Source organism: Mycobacterium sp. 1081908.1 (assembly GCF_001673535.1).
Taxonomy (GTDB): domain Bacteria; phylum Actinomycetota; class Actinomycetes; order Mycobacteriales; family Mycobacteriaceae; genus Mycobacterium.
In genome coordinates, this window is the sequence record NZ_LZLY01000063.1 from 1 (window position 1) to 19,928 (window position 19,928).

The 19,928-nt window shown below is 71.2% G+C and carries 14 protein-coding genes; 5 read left to right on the forward strand and 9 right to left on the reverse strand.

Translation table 11 applies throughout. The features are described from left to right. Positions 1-2,525: UPF0182 family protein (locus A5655_RS08945; RefSeq protein ID WP_067008480.1), on the reverse strand; the 2,525-nt coding region annotated here is incomplete at its 3' end. Between the two features lie 150 nt (positions 2,526-2,675). After that, the gene (locus A5655_RS08950) at positions 2,676-3,707 is read right to left on the reverse strand and encodes a PDZ domain-containing protein (RefSeq protein WP_067008403.1); all 1,032 of its coding nucleotides are present in this window, start codon (positions 3,705-3,707) and stop codon (positions 2,676-2,678) included. A 77-nt stretch (positions 3,708-3,784) separates the two neighbouring features. On the opposite strand from A5655_RS08950, the gene A5655_RS08955 reads away from it, so the two are divergent. The 4 genes from A5655_RS08955 (at position 3,785) to A5655_RS08970 (ending at position 8,301) form a co-directional block, all read left to right on the forward strand. Further along, positions 3,785-5,155: a zinc-dependent metalloprotease gene (locus tag A5655_RS08955; RefSeq protein WP_156764782.1), complete on the forward strand. Its 1,371-nt coding sequence runs from the start codon at positions 3,785-3,787 to the stop codon at positions 5,153-5,155. Positions 5,156-5,226: 71 nt separating this feature from the next. Continuing rightward, positions 5,227-5,949, forward strand: coding sequence for a C39 family peptidase (locus A5655_RS08960; RefSeq protein ID WP_067008409.1), 723 nt, complete (start codon positions 5,227-5,229; stop codon positions 5,947-5,949). Between the two features lie 57 nt (positions 5,950-6,006). Continuing rightward, a complete protein-coding gene (locus A5655_RS08965; RefSeq protein ID WP_067008412.1) occupies positions 6,007-6,867 on the forward strand; it encodes a cyclodehydratase in 861 nt (286 codons plus the stop codon). Between the two features lie 90 nt (positions 6,868-6,957). Then, positions 6,958-8,301, forward strand: coding sequence for an AarF/ABC1/UbiB kinase family protein (locus A5655_RS08970; protein ID WP_067008415.1), 1,344 nt, complete (start codon positions 6,958-6,960; stop codon positions 8,299-8,301). 3 nt (positions 8,302-8,304) lie between these two features. Here A5655_RS08970 and A5655_RS08975 read toward each other — a convergent pair whose 3' ends face one another. The 3 genes from A5655_RS08975 to A5655_RS08980 all read right to left on the reverse strand — a co-directional run bounded on the left by A5655_RS08975 (position 8,305) and on the right by A5655_RS08980 (position 11,083). Beyond that, complete coding sequence (locus A5655_RS08975; protein WP_067008418.1) at positions 8,305-8,574, reverse strand: WhiB family transcriptional regulator; 270 nt, start codon at positions 8,572-8,574, stop codon at positions 8,305-8,307. 133 nt (positions 8,575-8,707) lie between these two features. Then, on the reverse strand, positions 8,708-8,872 hold the full coding sequence (locus A5655_RS28650; RefSeq protein WP_231999107.1) for a hypothetical protein: 165 nt from the start codon (positions 8,870-8,872) through the stop codon (positions 8,708-8,710). Positions 8,873-8,971: 99 nt separating this feature from the next. Beyond that, positions 8,972-11,083 carry an ATP-dependent DNA helicase UvrD2 gene (locus A5655_RS08980; RefSeq protein WP_197508642.1) on the reverse strand — a complete coding sequence of 704 codons (2,112 nt, stop codon included), beginning with the start codon at positions 11,081-11,083 and terminating at the stop codon, positions 8,972-8,974. Between the two features lie 101 nt (positions 11,084-11,184). Between A5655_RS08980 and mrx1 the strand changes: the two genes are divergently transcribed. Next, a complete protein-coding gene (mrx1, locus tag A5655_RS08985; RefSeq protein ID WP_067008420.1) occupies positions 11,185-11,436 on the forward strand; it encodes a mycoredoxin Mrx1 in 252 nt (83 codons plus the stop codon). 6 nt (positions 11,437-11,442) lie between these two features. Here mrx1 and nudC read toward each other — a convergent pair whose 3' ends face one another. From nudC to A5655_RS09005, 4 genes are read right to left on the reverse strand one after another with little or no spacing between them, the layout of a single operon-like run. Continuing rightward, positions 11,443-12,369 (reverse strand): NAD(+) diphosphatase, encoded by a 927-nt coding sequence (gene nudC, locus A5655_RS08990; RefSeq protein WP_067008422.1) that lies wholly within the window; start codon positions 12,367-12,369, stop codon positions 11,443-11,445. After that, positions 12,369-13,439 (reverse strand): TrkA family potassium uptake protein, encoded by a 1,071-nt coding sequence (locus A5655_RS08995; protein WP_067008425.1) that lies wholly within the window; start codon positions 13,437-13,439, stop codon positions 12,369-12,371. Before A5655_RS08995 ends, nudC begins: the two co-directional genes overlap by 1 nt. Before the next feature lie 5 nt (positions 13,440-13,444). Next, entirely contained in the window at positions 13,445-16,759 is a 3,315-nt protein-coding gene (locus tag A5655_RS09000) for an ATP-dependent helicase (RefSeq protein ID WP_369807203.1), read from the reverse strand. After that, positions 16,726-19,848: an ATP-dependent DNA helicase gene (locus A5655_RS09005; RefSeq protein ID WP_067008428.1), complete on the reverse strand. Its 3,123-nt coding sequence runs from the start codon at positions 19,846-19,848 to the stop codon at positions 16,726-16,728. The genes A5655_RS09000 and A5655_RS09005 overlap by 34 nt, the downstream gene beginning before the upstream one ends. Between the last annotated feature and the right edge of the window lie 80 nt (positions 19,849-19,928).

Sequence of the window (19,928 nt, forward strand, 5' to 3'; positions counted from 1 at the left end):
CCCACCGGCAGCGTGAGCAGGTTGCCCCACCGGATCCGGTTCTGGTTGTCGCGCCCGATCACGCCGAGGTCCTGGGACACCGCCGGGTCGGTGGTGATCGCGTTGTTGGCCAGCTTCGGGCCGTTGACCTGACCCGGGATGGTCAACACGGTGATCCTGCCGTACGTGGCCGGGTCGGAGCTGGCGCTGATGTAGGCGGCCAGGTAGTCGCGCTTGAACCTGTTCATCGCGCTGATCAACTGGTATGACGCCGAATTATCGTTCTTGGCAATGTTTTTCGCGACGATGTAGTACGGCGGCTGGTAGCTGCTCGCGGTGGGGTTCGGGTCCAGCGGCACGTCCCAGAAATCCGACGTCGAGAAGAACGTCACCGGGTCGTTGACGTGGTACTTGGCCAGCAGCATCCGCTGCACCTTGAACAGGTCCTCCGGGTAACGCAGGTGCTCGGAAAGCTCGGGGGTGATGTCGCTCTTGGGTTTGACGGTGCCCGGAAAAACCTGCATCCAGGCTTTGAGGACCGGATCGGATTCGTCCTGCTGGTACAGCGTGACGGTGCCGTCGTAGGCATCCACGGTGGCCTTCACCGAGTTTCGGATGTAGGAGACCTGCTTGTCGGGGGCCAGCCGGTTGAACGCCACCTCGGTGGAGTCGGCGGTCGCGGACTCCAGCGAGGTCAGTTCCGAGTACGGGTAGTTGTCCAGGGTGGTGTAGCCGTCGATGATCCACACCAGCCGCTTGTTGACGATCGCCGGGTACACCGCGCTGTCGGTCGTCAGCCACGGCGCCACCGCCTCCACCCGGCGGGCGGGATCCCGGTTGAACAAGATCTTGCTGTTGGAGCCGATCACGTTGGAGAACAGGAAGTTTCGCTCGGCGAACTTGGCGGCGAACACGCTGCGGGAGATCCAGCTGCCGATCGGCACTCCCCCGAGCCCGCCGTAGGTGTAATTCTTGGTCTCGGTGCTGGTCTCGTAGTCGTATTCGCGGTCGTTGCCGTTCTTTCCGACGATCGCGTAGTCGGCGGAGGTGTTGGAGATGACGGGCCCGTAGTAGATGCGCGGCTGGTCCAGCGGCGCCGGCCCGTCGGACACCACACTGCCGTTGGCGCCGACGACATTGACCAGAAATTCGGGATAGCCGCCGTTTTGGTTGGGGTCATTGGCGATTCCGCGCACCGTGTTGGCCGGCGACGCGATGAACCCGTTGCCGTGGGTGTAGACGCTGTGCCGGTTGATCCAGTCGCGCTGGTTGTCGATCAGCCGGTCCGGGTTGAGCTCCCGGGCAGCGACGACGTAGTCGCGCAACGCCCCGTTGCGGTCGAGGTAGCGGTCGATGGACAGCTGGTCGGGGAAGAAGTAGAAGTTCTTGCCCTGCTGGAACTGGGTGAACGCCGGGCTGACGATCGTGGGGTCGAGCAGCCGGATGTTCGAAGTCGTCGCGCGGTCGGCCGCGACCTGCTGGGCAGTGGCCTGCCCGTCGCCGGTGTAGTTGCGGTAGCTCACCAGGTCGGACGTCAGGCCGTAGGCCTGCCGCGTCGCGGTGATGCTGCGGCTGATGTATTCGCTTTCCTTTTGCGCGGCATTGGGCCGGACGCTGATCTGTTCGACGATCAACGGCCACCCGGCCCCCACGATCAGCGACGACAGCAGCAGCAACACCAGGCCGATGGCCGGAATCCGCAAGTCGCGCAGGACGATTGCCGAGAACACCGCGGCGGCGCAGATCAGGGCGATCGCCATCAGGATCAGCTTGGCCGGCAGCACCGCGTTGATGTCGGTGTAGCCGGCACCGGTGAACGGCTTGCCACCGCGGGTGTGCGACAGCAGCTCGTAGCGGTCCAGCCAATAGGCGACGGCCTTGAGCAGCACCAGCACCCCGACCAGGCTCACCAGCTGGATGCGCGCCGAGCGGCTCAGCGCCCCGGTACGGCCGGACAGCCGGATGCCGCCAAAGATGTAGTGCGCCAAGATGTTCGCCAGGAAAGCCAGGAACACCGCCACGAACATGTAGGACAGCAGCAGCCGGTAGAACGGCAGCTCGAACGCGTAGAAGCCGAGGTCCTTGCCGAACTGGGGATCCCGGATGCCGAAGGTCCCGCCATGCAGGAACATCTGGACCCGCACCCAGTAGCTCTGCGCGATGATGCCCGCGAGCAGGCCGACGGCCGTCGGGATTCCGATGCCCACCAGCCGCAGGCGCGAAACGACCACGGCGCGGTACCGCGCAACGGGGTCGTTGGTGTTGCTCGGCACGAACACCGGGCGAGCGCGGTAGGCCAACGCGAGCCCGGTGAACACGATGCCGCCCACCAGCAGACCCGCGACCAGGAACACGACGATGCGGGTGACCAACACGGTGGTGAACACCGAGCGGTAGCCGAGCTCGCCGAACCACAGCCAGTCGACGTAGGCGTCGATCAGCCGCGGCCCGGCCAGCAGCAAAACGATCACACCCAGTGCGATCAGGATCAGAATCCGGCTGCGCCGAGTCAGCTTCGGCATCCTTGCGGTGGGCCGCATCCCCACTGGCTACGCTCCCTGATCTCGCTGGCCGGTTGCTAGAGATTTTCTAGAACGGTCACAACTCTACGCATTGCCGCACGCCGGGTGCGGGTCCCAGCGGCTCACCGTCTCGGAACGCGAAGGGCTCAGCTTCGACCGGCCGGGCTACACCGGCTAGCAGCTCGGCGTCTGGCCGCCGGACCGGATCGCGTGCAGCGCGTCCACCGCCTGGCTGAGGGTCTCGACCTTCACCAGGCGCAAGCCGGACGGGTTGTCCGAGGTCGCCTCGTAGCAGTTCTTCGCCGGCACCAGGAACACCGTGGCGCCGGCCGAATGCGCGGCGGCCATCTTATGGGTGATGCCGCCGATCTGGCCCACCTTGCCGTCGACGGAAATCGTGCCGGTTCCCGCGATGAACGTCGACCCGGCCAAGTCACCGGTGGTGAGCTTGTCGACCACCGCCAGGCTGAACATCAGCCCGGCCGAAGGGCCGCCCACGTTGGCGAGGTTGAAGTCGACGGTGAACGGCGCCCAGGGCGCGTCGAGGACCGCCACCCCCATGAAGCCGTAGTCACGATCCTTGTTGGTTCCCAGCGTGATCTGCGTGGTGCCGATGGGGCCGGCCGCGTCGTTTTTGCGGCGGTAGTCGATCGTCACCACCTGACCGGGTTTGGTGCCCTTCAGGAATCCGGTGAACTGCTCGATGTTGGCGACCGGGATGCCGTTGACCGCGTCGATCGCGTCGCCGGACTTGAGCTTGCCCGCCGACGGGCCGGGGTCGGTGACCGTCGCGACGGTGACCGCGACCGGGTACTTCAAGAACCCCAGCGCGGCATAGGCGGCGCTGTCTTCGGACTGCTTGAAATCGGCATTGTTGGCCTTGTCGACGTCCTCGCGGGATTTGCCCGGCGGGTAGACGAGATCGCGGGGGATCAGCTGTTCCTGGCCGGAAAGCCACAGCGTCAGCGCTTCGCCGAGGGTCAGGTCGTCACGCTGGGAGACCGTCGTCATGTTCAGGTGGCCCGTCGTCGGGTGCGTCTGGGTTCCTTCGATCGCGACCACCTGCTTGCCGTCGACCTCACCGAGCGTGTCGAACGTCGGGCCCGGGCCCAGCGACACAAACGGCACCGTCACCACCGCGAGCAGCACGCCGAAGACCACGATCGGCACCAGCGCCACGAGCAACGTGAGAATCCGCCTGTTCACGCGCCTACCCTATCCGGCGGCCGCTCGGGCCCGTTCAGCTACGAGCGTGACCACAGATGGCGCGTCGCGTGCCCGGGGTGAGTACCGTTGGCGTTATGCCTGACCTGCCATTCGGCTTCTCCTCCGGCGACGACCCGGAGCGCGAGAAGAAAGATCCCGGTTCCGGCTCGGGGGGATCCGACCCGCTGGGCGCCTTCGGCATGGGCGGCGAGTTCGGCATGGGCGACCTCGGGCAGATCTTCACCCAGCTGGGCCAGATGTTTTCCAGCGCGGGCACCGTCATGGCCGGCGGCAAGGCGTCGGGGCCGGTGAACTACGAACTGGCGCGCCGGGTCGCGTCGAGCTCGATCGGGTTCGTCGCGCCCATTCCCGCCTCCACGACCAAGGCGATCGCCGACGCGGTCCACCTCGCCGAGACCTGGCTGGACGGCGCGACGGCGCTGCCCGCCGGGACGTCGAAGGCGGTGGGCTGGAGCCCGAGCGACTGGGTCGACAACACGCTGGAGACCTGGAAGCGGCTGTGCGATCCGATGGCCGAGCAGATCGCCACGGTGTGGGCGTCCTCGCTGCCCGAGGAGGCCAAGAGCATGGCCGGCCCGCTGATGGCGATGATGTCGCAGATGGGCGGCATGGCGTTCGGCTCGCAGCTCGGCCAGGCGCTGGGGCGGTTGTCCCGCGAGGTGCTGACCTCGACCGACATCGGCCTGCCGCTCGGCCCCAAGGGGATGGCCGCGCTACTGCCGGACGCCGTCGACTCCTTCGCCTCCGGACTAGAGCAGCCGCGCAGCGAGATCCTGACGTTCCTGGCCGCCCGCGAGGCCGCCCACCACCGGCTGTTCAGCCACGTGCCGTGGCTGGCCAGCCAGTTGCTGGGCGCGGTCGAGGCCTACGCCAGCGGCATGAAGATCGACATGTCCGGGATCGAGGAGCTGGCGCGCGACTTCAACCCCGCGTCGCTGTCCGATCCGGCGGCCATCGAGAACCTGCTCGGTCAGGGCGTTTTCGAGCCGAAGGCGACGCCGGCGCAGAAGCAGGCGCTGGAGCGGCTCGAGACGCTGCTGGCCTTGATCGACGGCTGGGTGCAGGTGGTGGTCACCGCGGCGCTGGGCGACCGGATTCCGGGCACGGCCGCGCTCAGCGAGACGCTGCGCCGCCGCCGGGCCAGCGGTGGGCCGGCCGAGCAGACGTTTGCGACGCTGGTCGGCCTCGAGCTGCGGCCGCGCAAGCTGCGCGAGGCCGCCGCCTTGTGGGAGCGGCTGACGCAGGCCGCCGGGGCCGACGCGCGCGACGCCATCTGGCAACACCCCGACCTGCTGCCCGGAGCCGAGGACCTCGATGAGCCGGCCGGCTTCATCGATCGCGTCATCGGCGGCGACACCAGCGGCATCGACGAGGCGATCGCCAAGCTCGAGGACCCCGACTCCAACGGCGGCGCCGTCGAGAGTTAGCTCGCGGCCGTTTGCTGGCGGTGCTACGTTGCACACCAGTCGAATGTCGGTCCGACTCTTTGCGAGCGAACATGGTCAGGATTGCCACCGCGTGGCGCGCCGCCCTGGCGGCCGCCTGCATCGGTCTGGCGGGTGTCGCCACGGCGTCGGGGTGCGCCCCGGCGACCCCGTCGGCTACCACAACCGGCGGCAGCCCGCCGGCGACGGCGCGGGTACGGACTACCGCCGACGGCGTCTACGGCGACCCCGCCGCGGCGGCCAAATACTGGGTGCAGCAGTCGCTGGAGGACACCTGCGGGCTGGCGTCGGTCGCCGACGTGGTCGGTGAGGTCACCGGCAACACCCCGACGGAGAAGCAGATCATCAAGCTGGCGCAGAGCACGCCCTCGGTGATCCGCGACGGCCCGATCTACCTGCCCACCGGCGACCCGGGCCACGAGACCGACGCCGGCGGCATCGACATGGCCGACACGGTCGTGTTGCTCGAGCACTACGGCATCAAGTCGCGGATGATCTACGACACCCAGCCCGACCAGACCGGGTTGTCGGCGCTGGAGCAGTACCTCGGCTCCGGCCGCAAGGTCATCGCGTGGGTCAACGGCGGAACCATCTTGAACAGCGACGACCAGCGCACCTCGCCCGACCACCTGCTCGTGGTCACCGGGGTCGACACCAACAACGACACCGTTCACCTCAACGACCCCTACGCCGACCACGCCGACACGAAGGTCAGCATCAAACGTTTCATGACCGCCTGGAAGGTCGGGCAGAAATCGATCGTCGTCACCGGGTGAAAGCGCTGTGGATAACTGAGCCCGGCGCCCGCCGTCGGCCTGGCACAGTCTGGATCCATGACCCGGGCCGCCGCGCTTTCGCTGTATGCGCTGGACCCGGCGATGCCGGTGCTGCTGCGGCCCGACGGCGCCGTGCAGGTCGGCTGGGATCCGCGCCGGGCCGTACTGGTCCGCCCGCCCTGCGGCCTGGCCCCCGCCGAATTGGCCACGCTGCTGCGCTCCATGCGGTCACCGACACCGATATCCGAGCTGCGGCGCCAGGCCCTCGACCGCGGCCTGCGGGATTGTGACGGCCTGACGCACCTCGTCGCGCAACTGGTGGGGGCGGGCGTCGCGACCGAATGCCGTCGGCCCCGGGGCCGGGCGGCATCGATCCGCATCCACGGCCGCGGGCCGCTGTCCGAGCTGCTCGTGGAGTCGCTGCGCTGCTCGGGGGCCCGCGTCGCGCGCAGCAGCCAGCCGCACGCCGCCGTGTCCCCCGACGCCGTCGACCTGGTGGTGCTGTCGGACTACCTGGTCGCCGACCCGCGCATGGTGCGCGACCTGCACGCCCGGGGCGTGCCGCACCTCCCGGTTCGCGTCCGCGACGGCACCGGCCTGGTGGGCCCGCTGGTCATCCCCGGCGTGACCAGCTGCCTGGGGTGTGCCGACCTGCACCGCAGCGACCGCGACGCCGCGTGGCCGGCGATCGCCGCCCAGCTGCGCGACACCGTCGGCGTCGCCGACCGCGCCACCCTGCTGGCGACCGCGGCCTTGGCGCTCAGCCAGGTGAACCGGGTGATCGCCGCGGTGCGCGGGCAGGAGGCGGTGCCCGACCCCACGCCGCCGCGGGCGCTGAACGCCACGCTGGAATTCGACCTGGGCGCGGGCTCGATCGTCGCGCGTCAGTGGACCAGGCATCCACTGTGTTCGTGTTAGCCCGGCCTTGCTGCCATGGCTTTGCCTCCTCGCCTCCCAAGCGCACAGACGACCTATGGTCCGGATCACCGGTGCCGCGCGCCGACCGTCGTGGATGATGGAGACGTGGCAGACATCAAACGCGGCCGCGCTGCGCGCAACGCGAAGCTGGCCAGCATCCCCGTCGGCTTCGCCGGCCGGGCGGCCCTCGGCTTCGGCAAGCGGCTGACGGGCAAGTCCAAGGACGAAGTCCAGGCCGAGATGCTCGAGAAGGCCGCCAACCAGCTGTTCACCGTGCTGGGTGAGCTCAAGGGCGGGGCGATGAAGGTCGGCCAGGCCTTGTCGGTGATGGAGGCCGCCATCCCCGAGGAGTACGGCGAGCCCTACCGCGAAGCGCTGACCAAGCTGCAGAAGGACGCCCCGCCGCTGCCCGCCGCCAAGGTGCACCGGGTGCTGGACGCCCAGCTGGGCACCAAGTGGCGGGACCGGTTCAGCTCGTTCGACGACACCCCGATCGCCTCGGCCAGCATCGGCCAGGTGCACAAGGCGGTGTGGTCGGACGGCCGCGAGGTGGCCGTCAAAATCCAGTACCCGGGCGCCGACGAGGCGCTGCGCGCCGACCTCAAGACGATGCAGCGGATGGTCGGCGTCGTCAAACAGCTTTCGCCGGGCGCCGACGTCCAGGGCGTGGTCGACGAGCTGATCGAGCGCACCGAGATGGAACTCGACTACCGGTTGGAGGCCGACAACCAGCGCAAGTTCGCCAAGGCGTATCAGGACAGCCCGCATTTTTTGGTGCCGCACGTCGTGGCCAGCGCGCCCAAGGTGGTGGTCCAGGAGTGGATCGAAGGGGTCCACATGGCGGAGATCATCCGCAACGGGACCCGCGAGCAGCGCGACCTGATCGGCACCCGCCTGCTCGAGCTCACCTTCGACGCGCCGCGCCGGCTGGGGATGCTGCACGGCGACGCCCACCCCGGAAACTTCATGCTGATGCCCGACGACCGGATGGGCGTCATCGACTTCGGTGCGGTCGCGCCCCTGCCGGGGGGCTATCCCGTCGAGCTCGGGATGACGATCCGATTGGCGCGCGACAAGAACTATGACCTGCTGTTGCCGACGATGGAGAAGGTCGGCTTCATCCAGAAGGGCCAGCAGGTGTCGGTCCGAGACATCGACGAGATGCTGCGCCAGTACGTCGAACCCATCCAGGTCGACGTCTTCCACTACACCCGCAAGTGGCTGCAGAGGATGACCCTGGTTCAGATGGACCGGTCGGTTTCCCAGATCAAGACCGCCCGGCAGATGGACCTGCCGCCCAAGCTGGCGATACCGATGCGTGTCATCGCGTCGGTCGCCGCGATCCTCTGCCAGCTGGACGCGCACGTGCCGATCAAGGCGCTGTCAGAGGAACTGATCCCCGGGTTCGCCGAGCCCGACACCGCCGTCGTCTAGGCCCTAGGCCGCCACGACGTCCTTGCGCGGCCGCCCGCGGGGTCGTTTGCGGCTGACGATCGAGCCGCGCTCGATGATCTCGCCGCCCCACACACCCCAGGGCTCGGCCCGCTCCAGCGCCGCCGTCAGGCACTGGCGGCGGACCGGGCAGCCCGCGCACAGCGTCTTGGCGCGCTCGAGGTCGGCCGGGGCCTCGGCGAACCAGAGATCGGGATCGTCGACGTGACAAGGCAATTCCGGCAACCTCGGTCTTGGGACTGGCAGTGCCGACATGTCCTGTTCACCTGCTTCCTGGTCGGGTGGCTGTCCTTGGCGATCCGGACCAGGCTGGGAGGCTTCCCAGACAACTGTGGCCACGGATCCTGGTGACTTCGGGTCCGTGGCCATCTGGGCAAAACCGGGCTAGTTAGGTATGACCCCGATTCACGGACGCGTCGGTCGCGGCGGCGACGCGGTGCTTAGCCGCGGCCGCCGACACGGCGGCGGCGTGGGCGGCATGGGAGGTGGCCTTGGATCGGCCTTCAGCCAGCACCGTGGGCGCCACGCATACACCGAACGCGTTGGTGATCATCGTGGCGAACCTCCTCTCGGCTGGCAGCAGTGTGCGGTTTCGAGGGTAAATGGTAGCGGACGGCGCCCACAACCGATTTTCTGACCTGGGCGTTTGGCGTCAGCGGGACTGGCGGACCAGCTCGAGCACGTCGGACCCGTACTGCTCGAGCTTGCGCGCGCCGATGCCCGGGATCCCGATCAGCGCCGCCTCGTCGCCGGGGAGCAGCTCGGCGATCGCGATCAGGGTGTTGTCGCTGAACACGATGTAGGGCGGCATCTTCTGTTCGGTGGCGATGTTCAGCCGCCACGCCTTGAGCTTGAGCAGCAAGTCCTCGTTGACGTCGCCGGCGCACGTCGTGCAGCGCCGCAGCATGATGGCCGCCGGCGTGGTCAGGTTGTCGTTGCAGATCCGGCAGCGCGTCGCGGTCCCCCGGTTGCGCCGGGACTTGGCCGGCGCCGCGTCAGCGCGCGTCTGCGGCGCGATGCCGTTGAGGAACCGCGACGGCTTGCGGCTCTGCCGCCCGCCGGGGCTGCGCGCCAGTGCCCAGCTGAGCGCCAAATGTATTCGCGCCCTGGTGATTCCGACGTAGAGCAGGCGGCGTTCCTCCTCGACGGCCTCGCTCTCGGGGCCATGCGCCAGCGCGTGCGAGATGGGCAGCGTGCCGTCGGCCAGCCCGACCAAGAACACCGCGTCCCACTCGAGCCCCTTCGCGGCGTGCAGCGAGGCCAGCGTGACGCCCTGGACCACCGGCGGGTGGCGCGAGTCGGCACGCATCCGCAGCTCGGCCAGCAGCCCCGGAAGGTCGAGCTGCGGGCGCTGCGCCACCTCGTCGTCGACCAGCTCGGCCAGCCCGGCCAGCGCCTCCCAGCGATCCCGGGCCCGGGTTCCCGTCGGCTCCTCGGCCGTCAGCCCAAGCGGCTCCAGGACCGCGCGCACCACGTCGGGCAACGGGGCTTCCGGATTCGCGTCGCCCCGGTCGGCCGCGCGCTGCAGCGCCAGGAGCGCCTGCTTGATCTCCTGACGGTTGAAAAACCCCTCGCCGCCGCGGATCTGGTAGGTGATCCCGGCCTCCGTCAGGGCCTCCTCGTAGACCTCGGATTGCGCGTTGACCCGGTAGAGCACCGCGATCTCCGACGGCGCGGTGCCGGATTCGATCAGCCGGGCGATCGACTTGGCGACCGCGGCGGCCTCGGCCGTCTCGTCGGTGTGCTCGTGAAACGACGGCGCCGGACCGGGCGGCCGCTGGCCGGACAGCTGCAGCTTGCTGCCGGCGACGCGGCCGCGCGCGGCGGCGATCACCTGATTGGCCAGCGACACCACCTGCGGGGTGGACCGGTAGTCGCGCTCCAGGCGCACCACCGTGGCGTCCGGGAACCGCCGCGAGAAGTCGAGCAGGAACCGCGGCGTGGCCCCGGTGAACGAGTAGATGGTCTGGTTGGCGTCGCCGACGACGGTCAGGTCGTCGCGGTCGCCCAGCCACGCCGCGAGCACGCGCTGCTGCAGCGGGGTGACGTCCTGGTACTCGTCGACGACAAAGCAGCGGTAGCGGCCGCGGAACTCGTCGGCCACGGCGGCGTCGTTCTCGATGGCGGCGGCGGTGTGCAGCAGTAGGTCGTCGAAGTCCAGCAGCGTCACCGACTCGTCGCGGACCTTCAGCGCCTCGTAGGCGGTGTAGACGGCGGCGATCTGCTTGGCGTCCATCGGGACGTCCCGGCCGGCGTCGGCCACGGTGGGTGCGTACTCCTCGGGGCCGATCAGCGACGCCTTGGCCCACTCGATCTCCCCGGCGAGGTCGCGCACGTCGTCGGTGCTGACGTTCATCCGGCAGCGGCTGGCCGCGCGCGCGACGACCGCGAACTTGCTGTCGAGCAGCTGCCAGCCGGTGTCGCCGACGACCCGCGGCCAGAAGTACCGCAGCTGGCGGTGCGCGGCCGCGTGGAAGGTCAGGGCCTGCACGGCGCCGACCCCGGGACCCGCGTGCCCGGCGCCGGCGAGGGTGCGCAACCGGGAGCGCATCTCCCCCGCCGCGCGCTGGGTGAACGTGACCGCCAGGACCTGGCCCGCCGCGACGTGGCCGCCCGCGACGAGCTGGGCGATGCGGTGCGTGATGGTGCGGGTCTTGCCCGTTCCGGCGCCCGCGAGCACACAGACCGGCCCGCGGGGCGCCAGCACGGCCTCGCGCTGCTCATCGTCCAGCTCCGCGATCAACGGATCGGCGAGCATCGGCATGGCGTCCATCTTGTCAGCGATGTCCGACAAACCGGGCGCATCGCCACGCGTGAATTGGGTCGCTTCGGAATTCGTCATTGTTGGGTTACGTTGGACCAGCTATGTCCAACGCGGCGCTCACGATGTACACGACGTCCTGGTGTGGCTACTGCCACCGGCTCAAGACGGTGCTGCGCTCCGACGGCATCCCGTACGACGAGGTCGACATCGAGCAGGATCCGGCGGCGGCGGACTTCGTCAGCTCGGTCAACGGCGGCAACCGGACGGTTCCGACGGTGAAGTTCGCCGACGGGTCCACGATGACCAACCCGAGCGTGGCCCAGGTCAAGGCGAAGCTGGCCGAAGTCGGCTGACCGGGCTCAATCGAGCACCGCCCAGGATTCGATGATCACGCGGGCGATCGAAATCGAGCCGGGCAGTAGGAGTTTCGACTCCGAGGTGCTGCTCCAGTCACCGGCCGCCAGCGCCGCGCGCACCTCGTCGCGGGTGAACCACTGCGCCTCGGCGATCTCACCGTCGTTGAACGAGAACTCCTCGCTCGGGTCGCCCACGGCGTGGAAGCCGACCATCAGCGAGCGCGGGAACGGCCACGGCTGGCTGCCCAGGTAGCGCACGTCGCGCACGGTCAGGCCGATTTCCTCGCGGATCTCGCGGGCGACGCACACCTCGAAAGATTCACCGGCCTCGACGAACCCGGCCAGCAGCGAGAACATCCGCTCGGGCCACACCGCCTGGCGGGCCAGCACGGCGCGGTCGCCGCCGTCGTGGACCAGACAGATCACGGCCGGGTCGATGCGCGGGAACTCCTCGTGGCCGGTGACCGGGTTGACCCGCGCCCAGCCGCCCCGCGCGGGTCGCGTCGGTGAGCCGTCCACCGCGCTGAACCGCGCGCTGTCATGCCAATTCAGCAGCGCGATGGCCGACGACACCAGCTGGCTGCTGGTGTCGTCGAAGATCGGGCCGAGGCTGCGCAGGTTTACCACCTCGGTCCGCGCGTCGGGGTCCTCGGGCGCCTGCAGTGCGCCGCGGACGGCCCAGACGTGCCGGCCGCCCTCGATGCGGCCCAGGAATACCGCGTCGGGCGGCGGCTTGTCGGCCAGGGCGGCCGCGGCGCCGAGCACCACCCGGCCGTCGGCGACCAGCACCTGGTTGCGCGAATCCACCCGCAGCAGCGCCGCATCCGCCCATCCGGCCGTCGCCGCCTCGACGTCGGTGCGCAGTTGGTCGGCGCGGTCGGCGCCGACGCGCGACAACAGCGGGACGCTCTGCAGCTGGAAGTCGGGCACTAGTGTCCCGCGTGCTTGATGTAGAGCAGCCGGTCGCTGGCCTCGATCGCGTCCACCTCGGGGGCGCCGATGCGCAGCAGGTGGCCGTCGCGCACCACACCGAGCACGATGTCGCGCAGATGCCTTGGGGATCCGCCGATTTCGGTTTGCTCGACCTCGCGTTCGGCGATGGCCAGCCCGGCGTCGGGGGTCAGCAGGTCCTCGATCATCTCCACGACGCTGGGCGTGCTGGTGGCCAGGCCGAGCAGCCGGCCGGCGGTTTCCGAGGAGACCACCACCGAGTCGGCGCCCGATTGCTGCAACAGGTGCTGGTTCTCGGCCTCGCGGATGGACGCCACGATCTTGGCCTTGGGCGCGATCTCCCGCGCCGTCAGCGTGACCAGCACGGCGGTGTCGTCGCGGCTGGTGGCGACGACGATGGAGGCCGCGTGCTGGGCCCCGGCCAGCCGCAGCACATCGGATCGGGTGGCGTCGCCGCGGACGGTGACCAGGCCGGCCGTCGCGGCGTGTTCGAGGGCGGACGGATCCATGTCGACGACGACGATCTCGCCCTCGGAGGCCTCGTCGCCGAGGATGGCGCCCACCGCCGTTTTGCCCTTGGTGCCGTACCCGATCACGATGGTGTGGTTGCGCACTTTGCTCCTCCAACGCTGAATCTTCCACGCCTGCCGGGACCGCTCCGAGAGCACCTCGAGCGTCGTGCCGACCAGCACCGCCAGGAACGCGATCCGCAGCGGGGTGAAGACCACCGTGTTGACCAGGCGCGCGGTTTCCGAGTAGGCGGTGATGTCGCCGTAACCGGTGGTCGACAGCGACACCGCCGAGAAGTACAGGCAGTCCAGGAACGTCAGGCGCCCACCGCGCACATCGCGGTAACCGCCGCGGTCCAGGTACACGACGACGGTGGCGGCCAGCAACACGAGCAGCGCGATCACGACCCGGCGGATGATGACCCGGGTGGGGCTGGCGGGGTCTTCGGGGATGCGCAGCACGCCGACCAACTGATGACCGGGCTGGGCGGTCAGGGTTTCGTCCAGGCCGCTGAGCTTGCGCGCCCTACCGTTGCCCACGACTCCTATGTAACCACGCTGGCTGGCCGCCCACCGGGTATCGGGTCGCCGAGCAATGCGGCCAGCTCGGCGGGATCCGGCAGTTCGTCGGGGGTGACGGTGGCACCGGTGCGCACGTAATAGAAGGCGGTGCGCACCGACGACTCCGGGACTTGCGCCAGCGCCGCCCAGGCCAGCCGGTAGACGGCGAGCTGGACCGCGGCCTGCCGCATGGCTTCGGCCCCCCGCGGGGGCTCGCCCGTCTTCCAGTCCACGACCGTGGCCCCGCCATCCGGGTCGGCGAACACCGCGTCGATGCGGCCGCGCACCACCGTGTCGCCGATCGGCATCTCGAACGGCACCTCGACGGCCACCGGGGTGCGGGCCGCCCACCGCGACCGGGCGAACGCCGCCTGCAACGCGGCCAATTCCCGGGTGTCGCCGACCTCGGAGTCCGCCGCGCCGGGCAGGTCGCCGAGATCGAACAGCGAGTCGGCGCCGTAGAACTGCTGGACCCACGCGTGAAAGGCGTTGCCCAGCAACGCATGCGGGTCTGGGCGCGTGGGCAGCCGGTGCACCAACCGCTGCGCGGCGGCCACCGGGTCACGCGCCAGGTCCACCAGGCCGCTGACCGAGACCTGGCTGGGCAGCTCGCGCGCGGGCGGGACGGCCGACAAGGCCCGCTCGGCCAACAGCGCGTCGACGTCGGCCGCCCACCCGTCGACATCGGCGCCGGCCTCGCCCACATCGCCCGTCATGGCCCCGGCCACCAGCGCGGCCCCGGCTTCGACGGCGCCGCGCCGCGCGGCCAACGGGTCGGCGGGCCACACCGCCTCGATGACGTTGTCGCGCATGGGATTTCGTTCGCCGTCGGCCGGGTCGGGTGCCCAGTCTTCGACCACGCCGCACGGATCGCCGCCGGCGGCCGTGCGGTCGATGATGTCCTTGAGCTCGCACAGGAACTCCGACGGGCCCCGCGGTTTGACCCCGGTGGATCCCCACTGATGGCCGGACACCAGCAGGGTGTCCTCGGCCCGGGTGATCGCCACGTACAGCAGCCGGCGTTCCTCGTCGACGCGCCGCTGCTCGAGCTGGCGGCGGTGCTCGAAGATCTTGTCCGACAGCTGCTTTCGATTGGTGACGGCCGAGGTGTCCAGCACCGGGATGCCCAGTGAGCCCGTCGCGGCGCGGTCGCCGCGCAACAGCGGCGGCAGCTCGGCGGCGTCGGTGAGCCAGGTGCTGCGCGACGCGGTCGACGGGAAGATACCGCCCGACAGGTGCGCGACCGCGACGACTTGCCACTCCAGCCCCTTGGCCGAGTGCACCGTGAGGACCTGCACGCGGTCGCGCGCGACCGCCGACGGGGCCGGCGGCAGACCGTTTTCCACCGTCTCGGCGGCATCGAGGTGGGCCAGCAGGCCGGCGACCGACGCCGTCACCGATTCGCCTACGGCGCCGCGCGTTCGCTCGGCGTAGCCGGCGACGACGTCGGCGAACGCGTCGAGGTGTTCGGCGCCGGTCCATCCCGACTGGCTGGCGGCGGCCCGAACCTCGCAGTCGACGCCCAGCGCGCGGCGCACCTCGGCGACCAGGTCGGGCAGCGAATGACCGAGGTGGCCGCGCAGCGCGCGCAGTTCGGCGGCCAGCGTGACGATGCGCCGGTGGCCCGTGACCGAGTACGCGCGCGCCGGGCCGGGATCGCTGATCGCGTCGGCCAGGCAGGCCGTGTCGGGGTCGGGGCCGGCGGCCATCGCGATCGACTCGGGCGACCCCGTGCCGGAGCGTTCCCCGGCCAGGGCCACCGCGCGCTGCCACAGCGCGGCGATGTCGCGCCCGCCGAGGCGCCAGCGCGGGCCGGTCAGCACCCGCATGGCCGCCGCGCCGGCGGTCGGGTCGGCCACCAGCCGCAGCATGGCCACGACGTCGGCGACCTCGGGGATCGACAGCAGGCCGGCCAAACCCACCACCTCGACCGGGATTCCGCGCGCGCGAAGCGCGTCGGCGATGGGCGCCGCATCGGCGTTGCGCCGCACCAGCACCGCGGCGGTCGGCGGACAAGCGCCGTCGCCCTGCCGGTACCGCTCGTGGATCTGGTCGGCGATCCACTCGCGTTCGGCCTGGACATCGGAAAGCAACGCGCAGCGGACGGTGCCGGGCGCGGCGTCCGGGCGGGGGCGCAGGGCGCGCACGGCGACCGACCGGCGCCGCGCCTCCGCCGAGATGGCGTTGGCCACCCGCAGGGCCCGTGGCGGGTTGCGCCAGCTGGTCCGCAGCTCGAGGACGGGCGCCGGGGTGCCGTCGGCGCGGGGGAAGTCGGTGGAAAACCGCGGCAGGTTGGTCGCCGAGGCGCCGCGCCAGCCGTAGATCGACTGAATCGGGTCGCCGACGGCCGTCAGCGCCAGCCCGTCGTCTTGAACGTTGGAGCCCCCGCCGAACAGCGCCGACAGCGCGATTCGTTGGGCGTGCCCGGTGTCCTGGTACTCGTCGAGCAGCACCACGCGGTAGCGGTTCCGCAGCTCCTCACCCACCTGCGGGAAGGCCACCGCCAGCCGCGCGGCCGAGGCCATCTGCATGCCGAAGTCCATCGCCTTGGCGGCGTGCATGCGCTCGTGCAGCGCGTCGAGCAGCGGCACCAGCTCGGCGCGCTCGGTCTGGGTGGCCAACAGCCGCAGCAGCCACTGGCTGGGCCCGCGGTCGCGCTGGTAGGGGCCCGCCGGCAGCGCGTGGATCAGCCGTTCCAGCTCGACATGCGTGTCGCGGAGCTGGCCGGTGTCGACGAGGTGCTCGGCCAGCTGTCCCCACAGCCGCAGCACCATCGAGGTGACCGCGGCCGGCGTCTTGTCCGTGCGCAACTCTCCCCGGTACCCGCTGACCACGTCGAAGGCCAGCTGCCACAGCTCGGTCTCGCCGAGCAGCCGGGTGTCGGGCTCGACGGGCAGCAGCAGGCCGTGGTCGCGCAGCAGCGAGCCGGCGAAGGCGTGGTAGGTGCTGACCGTCGGGGCGCCGTCCGGTTCGGGGGCGGCGCCGAGCCCGATGCCGGCCAGCCGGGCCAGCCGGGACCGGACCCGGCGCAGCAGCTGGCCCGAGGCCTTGCGGGTGAACGTCAGCCCGAGCACCTGGCCGGGTGCGGCGTAGCCGTTGGCGACGAGCCACACCACCCGCGCGGCCATCGTCTCGGTCTTGCCGGCGCCGGCCCCGGCGATGACGACCAGCGGCCCTGGCGGCGCCGCGATGACGGCCGCCTGCTCGTCGGTGGGCGGGAAAAGCCCCAGCGCGCAGGCCAATTCGGCCGGCGTATAGCGCGGGCTCACGGCGTCGCCCCGTCGGCGTGGGCCGGGCAGCACCGCCGTATCGGGCAGTGGGTGCAGCCGTCGTTGCGCCGGGCGATGAACTGCGGCCCGGCCGTCGCGTCGGCGGCCCGCCGGACGAGGTCGCGCCACTCGTCACGGGCCGCCGCGGTCAGCGGATCCTGCTCACGCACGGTGGCGCCGCCGGCCCCCGTCTTGCCGACATAGACCAGCCGCGCGCCGCCGGGCTCCTCGCCCGCGCCGATCATGCCCTCGGCCACCGCCAGCTGATACATCGCCAACTGCGCGTGTTGCTGGGCATCGTCCTTGCTGACGGGCGTCTTGCCGGTCTTGATGTCCACGATCACCAGCCGGCCGGCCGCGTCGCGTTCCAGCCGGTCGACTCGCCCCCGCAGCCGGATCTCGCCGCCGTCGCGCGGCGCCGTCAGGGTTCCGTCGACGCCCACCTCGACGCCGACCTCGGTCAGCTCGCCGCGGGTCTGCGCCCGCCACTGCACGAACGCCGCGACCATCGCGCGGTGCCGGGCCAGCTCGTTGGTCGAATGCCACTGCGCGTCGAAGGGCAGGTGCTTCCAGGCCCGGTCCAGCTCGGCCAGCAGTTCGGATTCCGTTCTGGCCGGTTCGGCGATCAGCGCGTGCAGCACCGAGCCGATGGTGGACCGCAGATCCCGCGCGTCGGTTCCCCCGTGCCGTTCGGCCAGCCAGCGCAGCGGGCAGTCGTTGAGCGTCTGCAGGGTCGAGGGCGTCAGCGTTACGGGCGCCGCGGGGGGCCGCAGCGGTTCGGTGGTGCTGACCGGGATCAGGCCGTGCCAGCCGGCCGGATCGGCGCCGGGCACACCGGCCGTGGCCAGCCGCGCCAATTGCGTTGCCGCGCAACGCCGCACGGCGTCGTCGACGACGCCGGCGGGCGCGCACACGACACCGCGCAGCCGGCCCACCAGCGCCGCCGCCGACAACACCCGGGGCGCCGAGATCGGTTGCGCGTCAACGGGATCGTCGTCGGCGCACTGCGCGATCTCGGAGAAGAACGCCGACGGCAGCGCGGCGTCGCCCTCCGCCCCGTCGGTGTCGCTGTCCACGGCGGTCACCAGCAGCCGGCGCCGGGCCCGGCCCATCGCCGCCACCAGCAGCCGGCGCTCCTCGGCCAGCAGCGGTGCGCGCACCGAGGCGTCCGCGGTGACCCCGTCGAGCGCGTCGAGCAGGCGCTGCGTGTTCAGCACGCCGCCGCGCGGAATCGTGTTGGGCCACAGCCCTTCCTGCAGGCCGGCGATGATCACGAAGTCCCATTCGTGCCCCAGCGCGGCGTGCGCGCTGAGCACCCTGACCTGCTCCGCGGGCGACGCGGGCTCGGGGTTGGTGCCGGGCAGTTGCAGCGCGGCGACGTGCTCGACGAGCCCGCGCAGCGACGCGCCGGGCGTGCGGGACACATACTGGTCGGTGACGTCGAACAGCGCGGTGACGGCCTCGAGGTCACGGCTGGCCTGGGCGCCGGCGGGGCCGCCGCGCTCGCTGGCCGACAGCCAGCGGCGCTGCAGGCCGGACCGATGCCAGGCGGCCCAGAGGGTGTAGCGCGGGTCTTGGCCCGCACCGTGGCAGCGCGCGGCCGCATCCAGCACCGCGCGCACCCGCCGCAGCGCCGCGGCGTGCGGTCCGGGCGACGGCGCGTCGGCCCGCAGGGCCGCCACGAGCAGGCCGCCCATGTCGGCGGGCGCGCGATCGGCGTTGGCGCGCTGCAGGGTTCGGCGCAGCTGCCGCAGCGACACCGGGTCGACTCGGCCGATGGGGCCGGTCAGCAACGCCAGCGCCCGTTCGCCGTCGAGTCCGTCGGCGGTGGCGGCCAGAACGGTGAGCAGCGTCCGCGCCGCCGGCTCGTCCCACAGGGGCCCGCTCGACGCGGGTGCGGCCACCGGGACGCCGGCGGCGGCCAGGGCGCGCGGCAGCCGCGCCCCGGCGCGTGGCACCGACCGGACGATGACGGCCATCTGCGACCACGGGATCCCGTCGATCAGGTGGGCGCGCCGCAACGCGTCGGCGATCAGGGCCGCCTCCGCGTGCGTCGACGCGGCCAGCCGCGCGTGCACGGATCCGTCCTCGGTCCCACTGCCGTCGATGCGCCTGCCGGCGCCGCCGCCGGGCAGCCGGCGCGCGATGCCGCTGACGGCGCGCGCGACGGCGGGCGCGCAGCGATGGGATGCCGTGAGCGTCACCGCCGGTGAGTCGTCGGTCAGCAGCTCCGCCTCGCCGCCGCGAAAGCCGAACACCGCCTGGTTGGGATCGCCGGCGACCAGCGTCAGCTCGGTGCCCGCGGCCAGCACCCGAACCAGGCGGGCCGCCTGCGGGTCGAGCTGCTGCGCGTCGTCGATCAGCAGGACGCGCACCCGGGCGCGCTCGGCGGCCAGCAGTTCTGGATCGACGGCGAAGGCCTCCAGCGCGGCGCCGACCAGCTCGGCGGCGCCGAGCGCCGGCGACGTCGCCTGCGGCGCCGCCGTCCCGACCGCCGCGCGCAGCAGCATCACCTGCTCGTACTGCCGCGCGAATTGGCCGGCGGCGGTCCATTCCGGGCGGCCGAATCGGCGGCCGAGCCGCTCCAATTGCTGCGGGTCGACGCCGCGTTCGGCGCAGCGTGCCAACAGGTTTCGCAGCTCGGTGGCGAAGCCGGCGGTGCCCAGCGCGGGCCGCAGATGGGGCGGCCACGCGCTCGCGGCACGCGGGCCGTCTTCGAGGTCGCCGGCCAGCAGTTCGCGGATGATGGCGTCCTGTTCGGCGCTGGTGACCAGCCGCGGGGGCGCGTCACCGGCGCGCTCGGCGGCCCGGCGCAACACCGCGTACGCGTAGCTGTGCACGGTGCGGACGAGCGGCTCGCGCACCGCGGCCGTGCACGCGGCGGCGGATCGCGATCGCAGCAGCGCCGTCGTCAACGCGCTGCGCGCCCGCGACCCCATCCGGCCGGAACCGGTAAGCAGCAGAACCGATTCCGGATCGACGCCCGCGCCGATCTGGGCGATCGCGGCGTCGACCAGCAGGCTGCTCTTGCCGGTGCCGGGCCCGCCCAGGACACGCACCCGACCGCGCAGGCCGGGCGCCAGAACGGCACCGGCCTCGTCGTCCCAGGTGTATGGCATGGCTGCATGCAATCACGAGGGTCCGACAAGATCCGGGATACTGGACCGAAGGAAGCCGAAACGCCCGCTAGGCAAGGAGA

Bases quoted from the DNA above. Each gene is read 5' to 3' on its own strand.
- A5655_RS09005 (WP_067008428.1), bottom strand. From the start codon at position 19,848: ATGCCATACACCTGGGACGACGAGGCCGGTGCCGTTCTGGCGCCCGGC.
- A5655_RS08975 (WP_067008418.1), bottom strand. From the start codon at position 8,574: ATGTCGGCACTGCCAGTCCCAAGACCGAGGTTGCCGGAATTGCCTTGT.
- mrx1 (WP_067008420.1), top strand. From the start codon at position 11,185: ATGTCCAACGCGGCGCTCACGATGTACACGACGTCCTGGTGTGGCTAC.
- A5655_RS28650 (WP_231999107.1), bottom strand. From the start codon at position 8,872: ATGATCACCAACGCGTTCGGTGTATGCGTGGCGCCCACGGTGCTGGCT.
- A5655_RS08960 (WP_067008409.1), top strand. From the start codon at position 5,227: ATGGTCAGGATTGCCACCGCGTGGCGCGCCGCCCTGGCGGCCGCCTGC.
- A5655_RS08980 (WP_197508642.1), bottom strand. From the start codon at position 11,083: ATGCCGATGCTCGCCGATCCGTTGATCGCGGAGCTGGACGATGAGCAG.
- A5655_RS08965 (WP_067008412.1), top strand. From the start codon at position 6,007: ATGACCCGGGCCGCCGCGCTTTCGCTGTATGCGCTGGACCCGGCGATG.